At 65.4% G+C, this 17011-nt stretch carries 14 protein-coding genes; 8 read left to right on the forward strand and 6 right to left on the reverse strand.

What is annotated here, in order from left to right; all coding sequences use genetic code 11:
• Genes mreC through EG885_RS13320 form a run of 5 tightly spaced genes read left to right on the forward strand, consistent with a single transcriptional unit; the run spans window position 1 to window position 5510 of the window.
• Window positions 1-939, forward strand: a complete 939-nt coding sequence (gene mreC / locus EG885_RS13300) for a rod shape-determining protein MreC (RefSeq protein WP_131575347.1) — start codon at window positions 1-3, stop codon at window positions 937-939.
• Window positions 936-1457 (forward strand): rod shape-determining protein MreD, encoded by a 522-nt coding sequence (locus EG885_RS13305; RefSeq protein WP_131575349.1) that lies wholly within the window; start codon window positions 936-938, stop codon window positions 1455-1457. The genes mreC and EG885_RS13305 overlap by 4 nt, the downstream gene beginning before the upstream one ends.
• A gap of 17 nt (window positions 1458-1474) precedes the next feature.
• Window positions 1475-3421, forward strand: a complete 1947-nt coding sequence (gene mrdA, locus EG885_RS13310) for a penicillin-binding protein 2 (RefSeq protein ID WP_131575352.1) — start codon at window positions 1475-1477, stop codon at window positions 3419-3421.
• 3 nt (window positions 3422-3424) lie between these two features.
• Window positions 3425-4564 (forward strand): rod shape-determining protein RodA, encoded by a 1140-nt coding sequence (rodA, locus tag EG885_RS13315; protein ID WP_131575354.1) that lies wholly within the window; start codon window positions 3425-3427, stop codon window positions 4562-4564.
• Between the two features lie 7 nt (window positions 4565-4571).
• On the forward strand, window positions 4572-5510 hold the full coding sequence (locus EG885_RS13320; RefSeq protein ID WP_242679649.1) for a 2-hydroxyacid dehydrogenase: 939 nt from the start codon (window positions 4572-4574) through the stop codon (window positions 5508-5510).
• Window positions 5511-5540: 30 nt separating this feature from the next.
• Here EG885_RS13320 and EG885_RS13325 read toward each other — a convergent pair whose 3' ends face one another.
• From EG885_RS13325 to folK, 4 genes are all read right to left on the reverse strand, one after another.
• Entirely contained in the window at window positions 5541-6245 is a 705-nt protein-coding gene (locus EG885_RS13325; RefSeq protein WP_242679650.1) for a DUF2062 domain-containing protein, read from the reverse strand.
• Window positions 6246-6285: 40 nt separating this feature from the next.
• A complete protein-coding gene (locus EG885_RS13330) occupies window positions 6286-8400 on the reverse strand; it encodes a RelA/SpoT family protein (RefSeq protein ID WP_131575356.1) in 2115 nt (704 codons plus the stop codon).
• Between the two features lie 41 nt (window positions 8401-8441).
• Entirely contained in the window at window positions 8442-8798 is a 357-nt protein-coding gene (gene rpoZ / locus EG885_RS13335) for a DNA-directed RNA polymerase subunit omega (RefSeq protein ID WP_131575358.1), read from the reverse strand.
• A gap of 72 nt (window positions 8799-8870) precedes the next feature.
• Complete coding sequence (folK, locus tag EG885_RS13340) at window positions 8871-9470, reverse strand: 2-amino-4-hydroxy-6-hydroxymethyldihydropteridine diphosphokinase (protein WP_131575360.1); 600 nt, start codon at window positions 9468-9470, stop codon at window positions 8871-8873.
• A gap of 105 nt (window positions 9471-9575) precedes the next feature.
• On the opposite strand from folK, the gene EG885_RS13345 reads away from it, so the two are divergent.
• The 3 genes from EG885_RS13345 (at window position 9576) to EG885_RS13355 (ending at window position 13812) form a co-directional block, all read left to right on the forward strand.
• Window positions 9576-10127, forward strand: coding sequence for a LabA-like NYN domain-containing protein (locus EG885_RS13345; RefSeq protein WP_131575362.1), 552 nt, complete (start codon window positions 9576-9578; stop codon window positions 10125-10127).
• A gap of 38 nt (window positions 10128-10165) precedes the next feature.
• Window positions 10166-11338 (forward strand): MFS transporter, encoded by a 1173-nt coding sequence (locus EG885_RS13350; protein ID WP_278248482.1) that lies wholly within the window; start codon window positions 10166-10168, stop codon window positions 11336-11338.
• Window positions 11339-11784: 446 nt separating this feature from the next.
• Complete coding sequence (locus tag EG885_RS13355) at window positions 11785-13812, forward strand: catalase (protein WP_131575366.1); 2028 nt, start codon at window positions 11785-11787, stop codon at window positions 13810-13812.
• A 116-nt stretch (window positions 13813-13928) separates the two neighbouring features.
• Here EG885_RS13355 and rocF read toward each other — a convergent pair whose 3' ends face one another.
• Both rocF and EG885_RS13365 read right to left on the reverse strand, forming a co-directional pair.
• Window positions 13929-14852, reverse strand: coding sequence for an arginase (gene rocF / locus EG885_RS13360; RefSeq protein ID WP_131575368.1), 924 nt, complete (start codon window positions 14850-14852; stop codon window positions 13929-13931).
• Window positions 14853-14941: 89 nt separating this feature from the next.
• Window positions 14942-17011, reverse strand: a 2070-nt coding sequence (locus EG885_RS13365) for a TonB-dependent receptor plug domain-containing protein (RefSeq protein WP_341352763.1), incomplete at its 5' end; no start/stop codon positions are given.

The raw sequence follows: 17011 nt of genomic DNA on the forward strand, positions 1-17011 counted from the left end.
ATGGCGCAGAAGGGTCCAGATTTCGCCACGCCCGTCCGGCGCGTGCTGATCGCTGTTCTGGCGCTGCTGCTGCTTGGGCTGTTCCTGTTCTGGCGCATCGACAGCCCCCGCGCCGAACAGATGCGCACCGCGATGATCGACCGCATCGTGCCACGGTTCGAATGGGCTCTGGTGCCCGCGACGCGGCTGACGCAGATGGTCGCGGGGTTTCAAAGCTATGCCCGCCTTTATGAGCAAAATCAGGAACTGCGCCGCGAATTGCAGCGCATGTCCGCCTGGAAAGAGGCCGCCGTCCAGCTGGAGCAGGAAAATTCCAAGCTGCTGGCCCAGAACAATGTCCGCATCGATCCGGCCCTGACTAGCGTCACGGGCGTGGTGATGGTCGACAGCGGCTCGGCCTTTCGTCAGTCGGTGCTGCTGAACGTGGGCGCGCAGGACGGCATCGTCGAGGGTTGGGCCACGATGGACGGGCTGGGGCTGGTGGGCCGGATTTCCGGCGTGGGCCAGCGCACCAGCCGGGTCGTGCTGATGACCGATCCCTCCTCGCGCCTGCCGGTGACGGTGCAGCCGACCGGGGAACGGGCGCTGCTGACGGGCGACAACACGCCCCTGCCGCTGCTGGATTTCGTCGAACAGGGCGACAATGTGCGACCGGGCGACCGGGTGGTCAGTTCGGGCGATGGCGGGGTGTTCCCGCCGGGACTGCTGGTCGGACAGGTCGCGCAGGGCAGCGACGGGCGCCTGCGCCTGCGCATGGCCGCCGATTACGAACGGCTGGAATTTCTGCGCGTGCTGCGATCCCACCCGGCCGAGGATGTGGTGGACAGTCAGGCGGTGATTCGCGGCGGGCGGGCCGGATTCATCGGGCCGCAGCTGCCGCAATCGCCCGTCGATGCGGCCCGCGCCACCGATCCGCTGAACCCGGGAACCGCGCCGTGATTCAGGCCCCAAGCCGCAGCTTCGTGCTGGGAACGCTCGCCTTTCTGGCCTCGGTCTGGGTGCTTTTGTTCCTGCGCCTGTTGCCTCTGTCCGAAGGCATCATGGGCTGGCCCGGACCCGATCTGGGGCTGGCGCTGATCTTTGCATGGGTGCTGCGCCGCCCCGATCAGCTTGCCGCCCCCGTCATCGTGCTGGCCGTGCTGATCGAGGATGTGCTGCTGATGCGCCCTCTGGGCCTGTGGGCCGCCATCGTGCTGATCGGGTCCGAGGCCGCACGCCTGCGCGAGCCCCGTTGGCGCGACCAGCCATTCATGGTTGAATGGCTGCGCACGGGTATCCTGATCGGGGTGATGATGCTGGGATACCGGCTGGCTCAGATCCTGTTCATGCTGCCGGTGGCGGCCCTTGGTCAGGTGATCCTGCAATATCTGGCGACGGTGGCGGCCTATCCGCTGGTCGTGTTCGGGGCGCGCTGGCTGATCGGGCTGCGCCGCAGCGGGCATGGCGAGACGACATAGACACGAGGGCGGATGGCATGAAGAAATCCCAACGCGAGATCATCGACAGCACCCGCCAGATCACCCGGCGCGGGCTGATGCTGGCGGGCATCCAGATCGCCACCGTCACCACCCTGGCGCTGAAGATGCGGTCGATGCAGCTGGATCATGCCGAGGAATACCGCACGCTGGCGGATGGCAATTCGATCAAGATCCGCCTGCTGCCGCCCTCGCGCGGGCTGATTCTGGACCGCAACGGCATCATCATCGCAGGCAACGAACAGAATTACCGCGTCACCCTGACCCGCGAAGAGGCGGGCGGCGATGTCGAACCCGTCCTGCGCCGCCTGTCCTATCTGATCCCCACGACCGAGGATCGCATCGCCGAGCTGGTCGATGAATTTTCCCGCCGCAGCGCCATCACCCCGATCGTGCTGGCCGACCGCCTGAGCTGGGAACAGTTCAGCGCCATCGCCGTCAATGCGCCGTCCCTGCCCGGCGTGACGCCCGAATCGGCCCTGTCGCGGGCCTATCCGCGGGCGGGCGATTTCGCCCATGTCATGGGCTATGTCGGCCCGGTCAGCGATTACGACCTGTCGCGGATCGAGGATCCCGATCCGGTGCTGCGCCTGCCGGATTTCCAGCTGGGCAAGATCGGCGTCGAGGGCCGGCTGGAGACGGTGCTGCGCGGCAAGGCCGGCGCCCGCCGGGTCGAGGTGAACAGCGCCGGCCGCGAGATGCGCCAGCTGTCGCGCCAGCAGGGCGAACAGGGCGCCACCGTCCAGCTGACCCTGGACGCGGCCCTGCAGAACTATGCCGCGCAGCGGATGGGCTCTGAAAGCGCCGCCGCCGTGGTGATGGATTGCCAGACCGGCGATCTGGTCTCGATCTGTTCGTCGCCCAGCTTTGATCCAAACAAATTCGTGCGCGGGATCAGCAGTCCCGAATACCGCGCGCTGATGGATCACGACCATCGCCCGCTGGCCGACAAGACCGTGCAGGGCGTCTATCCCCCCGGCTCGACCTTCAAGATGGTCACGCTGATGGCCGGGCTGGAGTCCGGCGTGATCGACGCGGGAACCAATTTCTATTGCCCCGGCTATACCACCCTTGGCAACCGCCGCTTTCACTGCTGGAGCCGGGGCGGGCATGGATCGGTCAATGCGATCAAAAGCTTGGAAGAAAGCTGCGACGTCTATTTCTATGAACTGGCGCAGCGGGTGGGCATCGACCGCATCGCGATCATGGCCCGCAAGCTGGGTCTGGGCGTGCGCCACGATCTGCCCATGTCGGCAGTGGCCGAAGGCATCGCGCCCGACCGCGCATGGAAACAGGCACGTTATGGCGAAAGCTGGCAGGTGGGCGACAGCCTGAACGCCTCGATCGGGCAGGGCTATGTGCTGGCCTCGCCCTTGCAGCTGGCGGTGATGACGGCGCGGATCGCCTCGGGGCGGGCAATCGCGCCGCAGCTGATCCGATCCATCGACGGGGTCCGCCAACCGGTCCCCGAGGCAGCCGTGCTGGACATTTCCGAAAGCTCGCTGCGCGTCGCGCGGTTGGGGATGGATGCGGTGATGAACAGCGCCCGCGGCACCGCGCGGCGCGCCCGCATCCTGCGCGAGGATTGGCGCATGGCGGGCAAGACCGGCACCAGTCAGGTGCGCAACATCACCGTGGCCGAACGCGCGCGCGGCGTCATCTCGAACGACCAGTTGCCCTGGGCTCGGCGCGACCATGCGCTGTTTGTGGCCTATGCCCCCTACGACGCGCCGAAATACGCCGTTTCGCTGGTTGTGGAACATGGCGGCGGCGGCTCGGCGGTGGCGGCGCCCGTTGCCCGCGACATCCTGCTGTTTGCGCTGAATGGCGGGGTGCCGCCGCTGGACGCCGTCCCCTCGGACCAGCGCGACGCGATGGAAGAACGTCATCAGGCCATGCAGTTGTACACCCCCGAGGCTCCGCGCCCCGGCCGCAGCAGGGCCTGAGCCATGTCCTATCTGGATTATCAGACAGCCCAGGTTCCGACCGGTTTTCGCAAGATCCTGTATATCAACTGGCCGCTGGTCCTTTTGATCACGGCAGTGGCCTGCATCGGGTTTCTGATGCTGTATTCGGTGGCCGGTGGTCGGATGGACACCTGGGCGGAACCCCAGATGGTCCGTTTTGCCATCGGCATGGTCCTGATGCTGGGGCTGGCCTTCGTGCCGATGTGGTTCTGGCGCGGGATCTCGGTCGCGGCCTATGCGGTCTGCTTTCTGCTGCTGATCGCGGTGGATCTGTTCGGCACCATCGGCATGGGCGCGCAGCGCTGGATCGACTTCGGCCCAATCCGCCTGCAACCGTCCGAGCTGATGAAGATCGCGCTGGTTCTGCTGCTGGCGGCCTATTACGACTGGCTGCCGCTGGACCGGGTGTCGCGGCCCTTGTGGGTGATCCTGCCGGTGCTGCTGATTCTGGCGCCGACCGCGCTGGTGCTGATCCAGCCCGATCTGGGCACCTCGATCATGCTGGTCGCGGGCGGCGGGGTGGTGATGTTCGCGGCAGGGGTGTCGCTGTGGTATTTCGGCGTGGTGATCGCCGCCGCCGTGGGTCTGGTCGTGGCGGTGCTGCGCAGCCGGGGCACCGACTGGCAATTGCTGCGCGACTATCAGTTCCGGCGCATCGACACCTTCCTCGATCCGACATCCGACCCCTTGGGTGCGGGCTACAACATCATCCAAAGCCAGATCGCGCTTGGTTCGGGCGGAATGTCGGGGCGGGGCTTCATGCAGGGCACGCAATCGCGGCTGAATTTCCTGCCTGAAAAGCACACCGATTTCATCTTTACCGTCCTGTCCGAGGAATTCGGCTTCATCGGCGCCTCGTCCCTGCTGGCGCTGTATATGCTGATCCTGGGCTTTTGCCTTTATTCCGCGCTGACCAATCGCGACCGCTTTGCCAGCCTGATCACCATCGGCATCTCGGGGGCGTTCTTTTTGTATTTCGCCATCAATATGGCGACGGTCATGGGGCTGTTGCCCGCCAAGGGATCGCCGCTGCCGCTGGTCAGCTATGGCGGCACCTCGCTGATGATCCTGATGCTGGGCTTTGGCCTGGTGCAATCCGCCCATGTCCACAGACCAAGGTGACCTCCACATGCCCGACCCCGCCATGCCTGATCTGCCGCTGACCGTCCGCTTTTCCGCCAGCGAGGGCGCATGGGACGCATGGGCCCCCGCCCTGCAGGCCGCTCTGCCGGGAATGAGGCTGTCGCGCGACGGCGATCCGGCCCGCTTCGATGCGATCATCTATGCGCCGGGCGGCGACATCACCGATTTCACCCCCTATCGCAATGTCCGGCTGGTCCAAAGCCTCTGGGCCGGGGTCGAACGGATCGTGACGAACCCGACCCTGACCCAGCCTCTGGCACGCATGGTCGATCCGGGGCTGGCGCAGGGCATGGCCGAATATTGCACGGGCTGGGCGATGCGCGCGCATCTGGGCATGGACCGCTATGCGCAGGACGGCGTCTGGCGCCACGGTCAGATCCCGCCGCTGGCGCCCGCCCGCCCGGTGACCGTTCTGGGGATGGGAGAGTTGGGGCGCGCCACCGCCGCCATGCTGACCGCCATCGGCTTCTCCGTCACCGGCATCAGCGCCTCGGGCAGGCCCGTGCCCGGTGTGACCGTGCAACCGGTCACCGCGCTGGATCAGGTGCTGGACACAACCCAGATCCTGATCTGCCTGCTGCCCGACACGCCCGACACCCGCAACCTTCTGGACGCGCGCGGCCTGTCGCGCCTGCCGAAGGGGTCATGGATCATCAACCCCGGTCGCGGCACCCTGATCGACGATCAGGCCCTGCTGAGGGCGCTGGATCAGGGCCGCCCCGCCCATGCCGTTCTGGATGTCTTCCGGGCCGAGCCCTTGCCCGCCGATCACCCCTTCTGGGCCCATCCCGGCATCACCGTCACCCCCCATATCGCCGCCGAGACGCGCCCCGCCACCGCTGCCCCGGTCGCGGCCGACAACCTGCGCCGCGCCATGGCGGGCCAGCCCGTCCGCCATCTGGTCGACCGCGCCCGCGGATACTGACCCGCAAAGAAAGGCCCCCTGCAACGGTCCCTAAATATCCCGGGGGGAGTCCGCAGGACGGGGGGCAGCGCCCCCCTCGGCGCCGGACAGGGTCGCGCCGCGCGCCGCCGCTCTTTCCGCCGCCAGTGCCGAGGCGCGGGCGATCCGGTCGGCCATCTTCTTTTCGCGCCGTCGCTGATAGGCCAGAAAGATCGGCACCGTCAGATAATGCGTGATGATCCCCGCCACGGTGCCCAGAATGATTCCGCCCACCATATAGGGCCAAAAGACCTGGGTCGCGAAATCGCCCAGATTGTACCAATGCATCTCGCCATGGCCAAAGATGGCGCGGGCATTGTGCCACAGCTCTCCGGTGGCCTTGGAGAATTCGTGAAAGATGAATTGCGGCGACAGATCGCCCTCCAGCCCCAGGATCTCGCGTCCCAGACCGACCGAGATCAGCGCGATAAACGGCAGCGTCACCGGATTGCCGACGAATGTCGCCAGCAGGGCGGCCAGGATATTGCCGCGGATGATCCAGGCCACCGCCGCCGCCGACAGGAAATGAAACCCGAACAGCGGCGTGAAATTCACCATGATGCCTGCCGCCACGCCGCGGGCGATGCGATGCGGCTGATCGGGCAGGCGACGCAGCCGATGGGCCACATAGGCCCCGGCCCGCCGCCAGCCGCCGCGCGGATAGATCATGTCGCTGGCGATCTGGCCATAGCTGCGAGGTTTGCGGCGTTTGAACACGAAGATCGTCCGATCCGTCAAAGGCTGCGTCTGTGCCGCCTTAAGGTTTCAGCGCCGGGTCGCGCACGCGCGAGACCTGCGCCACATCGCTTTCCGCCTCAAGCGCGGTCAGCAGGTTGTGCAGATGTTCATGATCGCGCAATTCGACCTCGACCTCGATACGGTAAAAGTCGGGCTTGCGCGCAATGAACTCGAGGTTGGAGATATTCGCCCCTTGCGCCCCGATCAAGGTGCAGATGCGTCCCAGCACCCCGGCATCATGCCGGATCGTCAGATTGAGCACGGTCGAATAGGCCGCCGGGTGGCGACCCTCGCGCCATTGCAGATCGACCCACCGGTCGGGGCTCTCTTCGAATTCGGCCAGAACCGGGCAATCGATGGCATGAATGACCACGCCCGCGCCACGATAGGTGATGCCGATGATCCGTTCGCCGGGCAGCGGGTTGCAACAGGGCGCACGCTTGAAATTCGCATCCGCCTCCAGCCCGGCAAAGGGGCGCTGGCCGTCGATCTCGTCATGGTGATCGACCAGTTCAGGATACAGGATGCCCAGAACCTCTTTGGCCGAATTTTCGGCGCTGCCGATCCGGGCCAGCAATTCTTCGGCCGAGGGGATGCCCATCTGCCGGGCCGCCGTGCGCAGCGCCTTGTCGGTGACCTTGCGGCCCACATGTTCGAAACTGACCCGCACCAGCTCGCGTCCAAGCCGCATGAAGCGGTCGCGGTCCTCCTCGCGCAAGCTGCGCCGGATCGCGGCCTTGGCGCGGCCCGTGACCACGATGTCCAGCCACGTCGCCTGCGGGCGCTGCCCCGAGGCTGCGATGATGTCCACCGACTGGCCGTTCTTCAGCCGGGTCCACAGCGGCACGCGAATGCCGTCGATCTTGGCGCCGACGCAGGAATTGCCCAGCCTCGTGTGGATCGCATAGGCGAAATCGATGGGCGTCGCGCCGCGCGGCATCTGCATCACATCGCCCTTGGGGGTGAAACAGAAGACCTGATCCTGATACATCTCCATTTTGACATGTTCGAGGAATTCGTTGTGATCCTCGGTGTCGAAACGGTCGGTCAGCTGGGCGATCCATTCGGCGGGATCGACGGCGAACGGGTTCCGGGTGCGCACCCCGTCGCGATAGGCCCAATGCGCGGCCACGCCCGCCTCGGCGACCTCGTGCATCTGACGGGTGCGGATCTGCACCTCGACCAGCTTGCCATCGCGGCCCGACACGGTGGTATGGATGGACCGATAGCCGTTCGATTTCGGCTGGCTGATGTAATCCTTGAACCGGCCCGGCACAGCGCGCCAGCGGTGATGGATCACCCCAAGCGCGCGATAGCTGTCCATTTCCGACCGGGTGATGATGCGGAACCCATAGATGTCGGACAGGCGTGAAAAGGCCAGCTGCTTTTCCTGCATCTTGCGCCAGACGCTGAAGGGCTTTTTGGCGCGGCCAAAGACATCGGCCTCGATCCCCTCTTTTTCCAGCTCGGTGCGGATATCGGCGGTGATCTTGCCGATGATGTCGCCGCTTTCGCGCTGCAGGCTGACGAAACGCCGGATGATGGAGCTGCGCGCCTCGGGGTTGATGACCTTGAAGGCCAGATCCTCCAGCTCTTCGCGCATCCATTGCATGCCCATCCGCCCCGCCAGCGGGGCATAGATGTCCATCGTCTCGCGTGCTTTGCGGACCTGCTTTTCGGGGCGCATCGACCGGATCGTGCGCATGTTGTGCAGCCGGTCGGCCAGCTTGACCAGAATGACCCGCATGTCGCGCGACATGGCCATGAACAGCTTGCGGAAATTCTCGGCCTGCTTGGACTGGGCGCTGGACAGTTCCAGATTGGTCAGCTTGGTGACCCCGTCCACCAGCTCGGCGATCTCGGCGGAAAACATCGCCGTGACCTCGTCCTTGGTGGACCGCGTATCCTCGATCGTATCGTGCAGCAGGGCAGTGACGATGGTCGCGTCATCCAGCCGCATCTCGGTCAGGATGGCGGCGACGGCGATGGGATGGGTGAAATAGGGTTCGCCCGAATGGCGGAACTGCCCCTCGTGCATCCGCATGCCATATTCATAGGCGTCGCGGATCAGGGCGGCATTGCTGCGCGGGTTGTAATTCCGGACCAATGCCAGAAGGTCTTCGACGTCAATCATGATGCTGCCGAAGACCTTTTGTCGTGCATGTCAGGACCGTATCAGGCGCGCTGGTTGGCTTCCAGCATCATGCGCAGCATCCGTTCCTCGGATTCCTCGTCGGCGGGCTTGGGACGGTCCACCTCGGCGCCCAGCAGCAGGGCCATGGCGTCCTCTTCGGGCTCGTCGACCTCGATCTGGGTCTGGGTCGATTCGATCATCCGCTCGCGCAGATCATCGACGGGCTGGGTTTCTTCGGCGATTTCGCGCAGGGCGACCACCGGGTTCTTGTCATTGTCGCGGTCCACGGTCGGCGCAGAGCCGGCCGTGATCTCGCGGGCGCGATGCGAGGCGAGCATCACCAGGTCAAAGCGGTTGGGAACTTTGTCGACGCAGTCTTCAACCGTTACGCGGGCCATGGATCTACCTGTGCAGTTGCGAATCGGACATTCGGGGCGAAAAAGGACACCTGACCGGCATCGGGCCGCTTGTCAAGCCGCACCGGGCCGTTCCCCCCATGCGACAGGGGTCATTCCGTCCAGCGCCTGTGGTCCCAGATCGGCCAGCATCTGCGCGACGCTGCGCCCGGTCAGCGGGTGGCACCAGCCCGGCGCGATCTCGGCCAGAGGGGCCAGCACGAAGGCGCGGTCCTGCAGGCGCGGATGCGGCAGGATCAGCCGGTCGGGCGTGCGGACCTGCTGCAGGTCGGGGGGCAGCGCCATCCAGTCCCGCAGGTGGTCCGCATCCGGCAGAACCAGATCGTCCAGCGCGATCAGGTCCAGATCCAGCACCCGCGCCGACCAGCGATCCCCGCTGCGATCGCGGCCATGATCTGCTTCGATCCGATGCAGCAGCGCCAAAAGTTCCAAAGAAGACAGTTCGGTTTCTATCAGCGCAACCGCATTGGCGTAATCCGGCCCCGATCCTGCCGGGACGGCGGGGGTTCGCCAGATGCGGCTGATCGACATGATTGAAATGCCCGGTGCGGTATGCAGAATGCTGCTGATCGAATGCAGGGTCGATACCGGATCCTGCTGCGACAGGGGCAGGTTGGCCCCCAAAGCAACGATACCAAAAGACAGGTTAACCACGCTTCCCTCATTTCCTACAGGTTCTCATCATGGTCCGACGCGCTTCAGGCCCCTCACCCTGATCCGCAGCCGCACCGCAGAGCCCTTTCACCAAAGGCAACACCGATGTTTTACAAAGACGACCGATTGGCGATCTTCATAGACGGGGCCAATCTTTATGCGGCGGCCAGATCTCTGGGGTTCGACATAGACTATAAGCTGCTTCGACAGGAATTCGACCGTCGCGGCAAGCTGACCCGCGCCTATTACTATACCGCCCTGATCGAAGGCGATGAATATTCGCCGATCCGCCCGCTGGTGGACTGGCTGCATTACAATGGGTTCTGCGTCGTCACCAAACCGGCGCGCGAATACACCGATGCTCTGGGTCGCCGCAAGATCAAGGGCAACATGGATATCGAACTGGCCGTCGACGCGATGGAGTTGGCGCCGCATCTGGATCATGCGGTGCTGTTTTCGGGCGATGGCGATTTCCGTCCGCTGGTGGCGGCTCTGCAGCGGCAGGGGGTGCGGGTGTCGGTCGTCTCGACCATCCGCAGCCAGCCGCCGATGATCGCCGATGATCTGCGCCGGCAGGCCGACAATTTCATCGAGCTGGACGCCCTGCGCGACATCATCGGCCGCCCCCCGCGCGAGCCGCAGCAGGTCGAGACCTGACCCAGCCCGCCACGGGCCGCTGGAGGGCGCTGGCGCTGATCTGCGCCGGCGTCATCGGCGCCATGGCCTGCTGGTTTTCCACCACCGCCATCGGTCCCGATCTGGCCGGGCACTGGGATCTGTCGGGATCGCAGGCGGCATGGCTGACCAATGCGGTTCAGATCGGCTTTGTGCTGGGCGCGCTGGCGGCCTCGGTGGTCAATCTGCCCGATATCATGCCGGTGACGCGGCTGATCACCATCGCCGCCCTGCTGGCGGCGATGGCCAATGCCTGCGTGCTGCTGGAACCGGGCTTTGGCGGCCTGCTGCTGGCGCGGCTGGCGACGGGCGTGGCGCTGGCGGGGGTCTATCCCCCGGCGCTGAAGCTGATGGCGACATGGTTCGTCGCGGGCCGGGGGCTGGCGATGGGGCTGCTGGTCGGCGCACTGACGCTTGGCTCGGCCCTGCCGCATCTGCTGCGGGGTCTGGGGGGCGATCTGGACTGGCGATGGGTGGTCGCGGGCGCCAGCCTTGGGGCGCTGATCTCGGCCGCGATCTTTGCGGGCGCGGTGACCGAGGGTCCGCACGGCTTTGCCCGCGCCCGGTTCGATCCGCGCCAGACCCTGCGCGTGCTGCGCGACAAACCCCTGCGTCTGGCGACATGGGGCTATCTGGGCCACATGTGGGAGCTTTACGCCATGTGGGCATGGTTTCTGGCCTATGCGCTGGCGGCGGGGCAGGCGGGGGCGCTGCCCTTGGGCGATGCCTCGATCCTGACATTCGTGGTGATCGCCAGCGGGCTTTTGGGCTGCGCGCTTGGCGGTTGGCTGTCGGACCGCATCGGGCGCTGCCTGACCACGGCGGGGATGATGGCGGTCTCGGGGGCCTGCGCGGGGCTGATCGGGCTGGCATGGGGCGGCCCGGCATGGCTGCTGGGCCTGATCGCGCTGGTCTGGGGGATCAGCATCGTCGGCGACAGCGCGCAATTTTCGGCCGCCGTGTCCGAACTGTCGGACCCGCACCTTGTGGGCACCGCGCTGACCCTGCAGCTGGCGTTCGGCTTTGCGCTGACGGTGGTGGCGATCTGGCTGCTGCCGCAGGTTGCGGATCTTCTGGGCAGCTGGCGGTGGGTGTTTCTGGCGCTGTTGCCCGGCCCGGTGCTGGGGGTCTGGGCGATGCTGCGCCTGCGCGCCCTGCCGCAGGCCGCGCAGCTGTCGGGCGGGCGTCGCTGAGACGCCCAAGGGGGTGTTGGTGCGGACGGCGGGACTTGAACCCGCACTTCCGAAGAAAACAGATTTTCGTACCACTTCGACTTTCGCCGCCGGGGCAGGGCCCCGTTCGTGGTCTGGACTATCCCTTCGCCATGCCCCCGCAAAAGGGTTTAGGCGCCGCCCGTCTAGTCTCTACACCTTCCCCCGAAAACAGGGGCTTGGCTCGGGATCGGCACGGGCGAACCCACAGCTTTCCCCGAATTTGAGCGGTTCTGCACCGCCGGTTTCCCGACGGGCACTCCAATTGTCAAAGTCTGCTGCGTCTACCGATTTCGCCACGTCCGCATCACCAACCCTTTGCATATCGCAGGCCGGACGCGTCAGGGCAAGCCGATGAACAATTCATAGCCGGAACTTGCGGGCCAGCGCCCCGTTGGGGGGCAACGCGCCAGCAACAGGAGGTCGTCATGGCCCATATCAGCGAGACACGCGGCAAGGGTGGGGAAACCCATCAGACGGGCGGAGATGCCCTGACCACCAATCACGGTGTTCCCATTTCCGACAATCAGAACAGCCTGAAGGCGGGGGCCCGCGGGCCGACTTTGCTGGAAGATTTCGTTCTGCGCGAAAAGATTTTCCATTTTGACCACGAGCGGATCCCGGAGCGGATCGTCCATGCCCGCGGCTCGGGCGCGCACGGTTATTTCGAATGCACCGAGGCGATTCCCGAACTGACCCGGGCGGGGCTGTTTTCCAAGGTCGGCGCCCGGGTGCCGGTCTTCACGCGCTTTTCCACCGTCGCCGGTGGCGCGGGCAGCGTGGACACGCCCCGCGACGTGCGCGGATTCGCGGTCAAGTTCTATACCGAGGAAGGCAACTGGGATCTGGTCGGCAACAATATCCCTGTCTTCTTCATTCAGGATGCGATCAAGTTTCCCGACCTGATCCATTCGGTCAAGATGGAGTCCGACAAGGGCTATCCTCAGGCCGGCAGCGCGCATGACACGTTCTGGGATTTCGTGTCGCTGATGCCCGAATCCATGCATATGGTCATGTGGGCGATGTCGGATCGCGGCATCCCGCGCAGCCTGCGCATGATCGAGGGCTTTGGCGTCCACACCTTCCGGCTGGTGAATGCCCAAGGCAAATCGACCTTTGTCAAATTCCACTGGAAGCCCAAGCTGGGCCTGCAAAGTCAGGTCTGGAACGAGGCCGTCAAGACCGCCGGGGCCAATCAGGATTACCACCGGCAGGATCTGTGGGAGGCCATCGAGGCTGGCGATTTCCCCGAATGGGATCTGGGCATCCAGACTTTTGACGCCGAATGGGCGGCCAAGCAGCCCTATGACGTGCTGGACGCGACCAAGCTGATCCCGGAAGAGGATATCCCCGTCCGCGTGATCGGTCGTCTGGTGCTGGATCGCAATCCGGACAATTTCTTTGCCGAGACCGAACAGGCGGCCTTCCTGCCCACCAATATCGTGCCCGGCATCGATTTTTCGGACGACCCGCTGCTGCAGGGGCGGCTGTTCAGCTATCTGGACACGCAGAAATCGCGGCTTGGGACGACGAATTTCCATCAGATCCCGATCAATGCGCCGAAATGCCCGATGCACAATTTCCAGCGCGACGGGATGATGCAGATGGCCGTTCCCAAGGGACGCGCCAATTACGAGCCCAACAGCCTGCATGAGGTCGGCGAGGATCCCGGTCCCCGCGCCAGCGAACAGGGCTTTGCGACGGTCGCATCCATGACCGAACTGGGCAACCAGCCTGACGAAAAGCTGCGCGTGCGGGCCGAGCTGTTCGGCGACCACTACAGTCAGGCGCGGCTGTTCTATCGCAGCCAGACCGAGACCGAGCAGACCCATATCGCGGACGCGATCACCTTCGAGCTGTCCAAGGTGGGTCTGGGCCATGTGATCCAGCGCGTGCTGGGCCATCTGCGGGTCATCGACGAGGATCTGGCCGAAACCGTGGCCGAAGGTCTGGCCGAGGATCTGCCCGATGCCGCCACCCCGATGCGCGAACCCATCGACATGGCGCCCTCGGACGCGCTGTCGATCATGAAGCGCGCCAAGCACACGCTGTCGGGCCGCAAGGTCGGCATTCTGGTCGGCGAAGGCGGTGATGCGGCCAAGGTCGACGCGCTGAAGGCCGCGGTCGAGGCCGATGGCGGATCGGTCGTCCTGATCGCCAAGGAACGCGGTCGCGCCGAGGCGCAGCTGGCCGGATCGCCCTCGGTCCTGTTCGACGCCGTGGCGCTGGTTCTGGGCGCCGAGGATGCGGCCAGAATGGCCAAATTCAAGCCGGCGGTGGATTTCGTCTCGGATGCCTTCGCGCATCTCAAGGCGATCGGGGCGGATGATGCCTCGGCCAAGCTGCTGGCGGCGGCGGGCGTGGTGCCCGATGCGGGCGTCACCAAGCTGGATCCGGCAGCTTTCGTGAAGGCGGCGGGGCAGCGGTTCTATGACCGCGAAGCCAAGGTCTGGTGAGGCAGCCGGGGGCTTCGCGCCCCCGGACCCCCGCGGGATATTTTTATGAAGAAGAAGGGGCGGCGTTATTGTCCCGGTGGTTTCAGAGTGAAAGGGGCGGGCCGGTGGGTCCGCCCTTATCCGTAGCTGCGGGTAGGACGGTCGAAGACCTTGCGGCCCATCAGGCTGCCGACCAGATCGACCATCAGTTTCGCGGTGCGGCCCCGTTCGTCGAGGAAGGGGTTCAGTTCGACGAGGTCCAGCGAGGTCACGAGGTTCGATTCGTGCAGCAGTTCCATGACCAGATGCGCCTCGCGGAAGGTGGCGCCGCCGGGGACGGTGGTGCCGACGGCGGGCGCGATCGAGGGGTCGAGGAAATCCACGTCCAGACTGACATGCAGCAGCCCGTCCGCGGCGCGGACCCGGTCGAGGAAGGCGCGCAAGGGCGCCACGATGCCCTGTTCGTCAAGCACGCGCATGTCGTTCACGGTGATCTCGGTCGGTTGCATCAGCGCCAGTTCGGCGGGATCGACGCTGCGGATGCCGAACATGCAGATGTTTTCGCCGGGGATCGGGGCGGGGAAGGGCGGGAAGGGATCGAAGCCGGGCAGACCGCTGGCATAGGCCATGGGCGTGCCATGCAGATTGCCCGAGGTGGTGCTGGCGACGGTGTGGAAATCGCTATGCGCGTCCAGCCAGATGACGAATTGCGCCCGGCCCTGCGCCTGCGCATGGGCGGCGACGCCCGCGACGGTGCCCAAGGCCAGCGAATGGTCGCCGCCCATGATGATGGGCATGCCATGGGGCAGGGCGGCGCGGGTGGCCTCCGTCAGGGCCCGGGTCCAGGCGATGGTTTCGGGCAGGTGATGAACCGCCGGGTTGGCGCAACGTTCGGTGCCCGGGGGCGCGGGGGTCACGTCGCCCCGATCCTCGACACTGTGGCCAAGGGCTGTCAGCGTGGCGGCCAGACCGGCGGTGCGATAGGCGGCTGGGCCCATCAGACAGCCGGGGCGGCGCTGCCCCTCGTCCACGGGGGCGCCTATCAGGATGCAATGGGTCATGGGCGGCTCCGGCCTTGGTTTCGGTCCGCCCATTTGGGGGTGTGCGGGCGGCAATGTCCACGTCCTGCGCGACTTGCCGCCCGTCCGTGTCAGAAGCGGGTGGTCAGGCCGATCTTGAACAGGCGGCCATCCTCGCGGTAATCGACATCCGCATCCGGCTGCCGGTCAAAAAGATTGTCGATGCCGAGGTTCAGCGTCGCGCTGTCCGACAGGTCATATGCCGCCGCGACATCCACCAGATAATAGGCGTCACTGTTCTGGCCCGCCGGGACCGAGGCCTGTTCGTCACCGCCCACGACCAGCCCGTCCTCGATCACATAGCCCGCCTGCTTGCCGACATAGGTGATTTGACCCGACAGGTTCAGCCGGGCTGCGGCCTGCCAGGCCAGCCCCGTGGTGACGTTCCATTCGGGCGTGGTGGCCATCGGATAGGCGGTGTCGAAATCGCCATACTTGAATTCCGACTTGGCGATATGGGTGGCCGAGGTGGACCAGATCAGATCGTCGGTCAGCGCGGTCTCGAACCCCGCCTCGATCCCGGCGGTCTTGCCATAGTCGAAATTGTCGCGCTGGAAGATCGGCGTGCCTTCGGGCGTGGTCAGGCCCGTGCGCCGGGCGCTGAGCATGTTGTCGACATCGTTGTAAAAGGCCGTCACCTCCCAGCTGGTGCGGTTGCCCTGATAGTTCAGGCCGATCTCGTAATTGTCCGAGGTTTCGGGTTGAAGATCGGGATTGCCGATGATGGTGCAGGGGCCCTGATAGGGTTTGCAGCCATTCCCGCGCGACCCCATCTGATAGTTCGGGTTCAGGTTGCGCAGATCGGGGGCGACGAAGGCCTGCGAATATCCGGCCTTGAGCATCAGCGCATCGCTGAGGCGGTAATTGGCGTAAAGGCGCGGCGTCACATTGGTGCCGAAATCCTCGTGGTGATCGACGCGCAGACCGCCGGTCAGCGACAGATCGGGGTTCAGCTCGATCCGGGCTTCGCCGTAAAGCGCGGCAGTCGTGGCCGAACCTTCGATCAGCGCGCCCGCCGTGGTGTTGGGATCGTTCAGCTTCTCATGCGAGATCAGGCCGCCAAGGGTATAATCGACATGGCGTTCGCCCAAAGCCGTCTGGCTGGTAAAGCGCGATTCCAGCACCGTGGTGTCGTAATCGATGGCCGGGTTCCAGCCCCCCGTGTCGCCGTTGCGCGTCTTGTTGCCCGAGGTTTCATGGCGCAGATAGCTGGACAGCTGCCCCGCCCCCAGGTCCCATTCATGGGTCAGGGCAAGGCTGTGCTTGGTCACCTCGTTTTCATCCGGGCCATTGTCGGGGGCCAGATAATCGTCGACCGAACTCTGCGCCTCGACCCCCCATTCCATCGCGTCGTCCGGCGTCCATGTCAGGCGGGCGCCAAGCGTCCGGGTGCGCACCCCGTTCGAGGCGTAAAGCGGCGTATCGACCCCGCGCACGGATGAGATGGCATAGGGCGCGTCGGGCGTGTCGGTCTGGGCCAGCTTGGCCCAGGCCGCCAGATTCAGGTTTTCGCCAAGCGGCCCAGACAGATAGGCCGAGATCGAGCGGCTGTCGGCGGTCGTGTTCGCATCGCCGATCCCGAAATCGGTGGTGACCGATCCGGACCAGACGTCGCTGGATTTCTTGGTGATGATGTTGATCACCCCGCCCATCGCATCGGATCCGTAAAGCGTGGACATCGGGCCGCGCACGACCTCGATCCGTTCGATGGCGTCCAGCGGCACGATCTGCAGGTCGCCCTGATAATGGCGCGCAAAGGTGTTGCGGGTGCTGACCCGCTTGCCATCGATCAGCGTCAGGGTGCGGCTGCTGGACAGGCCCCGGAACGAGACGCCGGAGGTGCCGTCATTGCCGCGCGTCAGGTTCAGGCCCGGCACGGTGCGCAGCACGTCGTTCAGATTGCGCGCGCCGCTGGCCTCGATGGCCGACTGGTCTATGACGGTGATCGAGGCGGGCGCGTCCTGAATGGTCGTGGCGATCGACGAGGCCGAGGTGACCAGAACGATTTCGTCCAGCACGAAGGGTTCGGACGCGTCCTGAGCGAATGCCGGACCGGCAAGGGCTGTCAGCGACAACAGCAGCGCCCGGGCGGGACGGCGGATCGGGCGGGCAGAGAAACGGGGGGCAGCAAGACGGGGGAG

Origin of the sequence: Paracoccus nototheniae (assembly GCF_004335005.1) — a bacterium.
Lineage (GTDB): Bacteria > Pseudomonadota > Alphaproteobacteria > Rhodobacterales > Rhodobacteraceae > Paracoccus > Paracoccus nototheniae.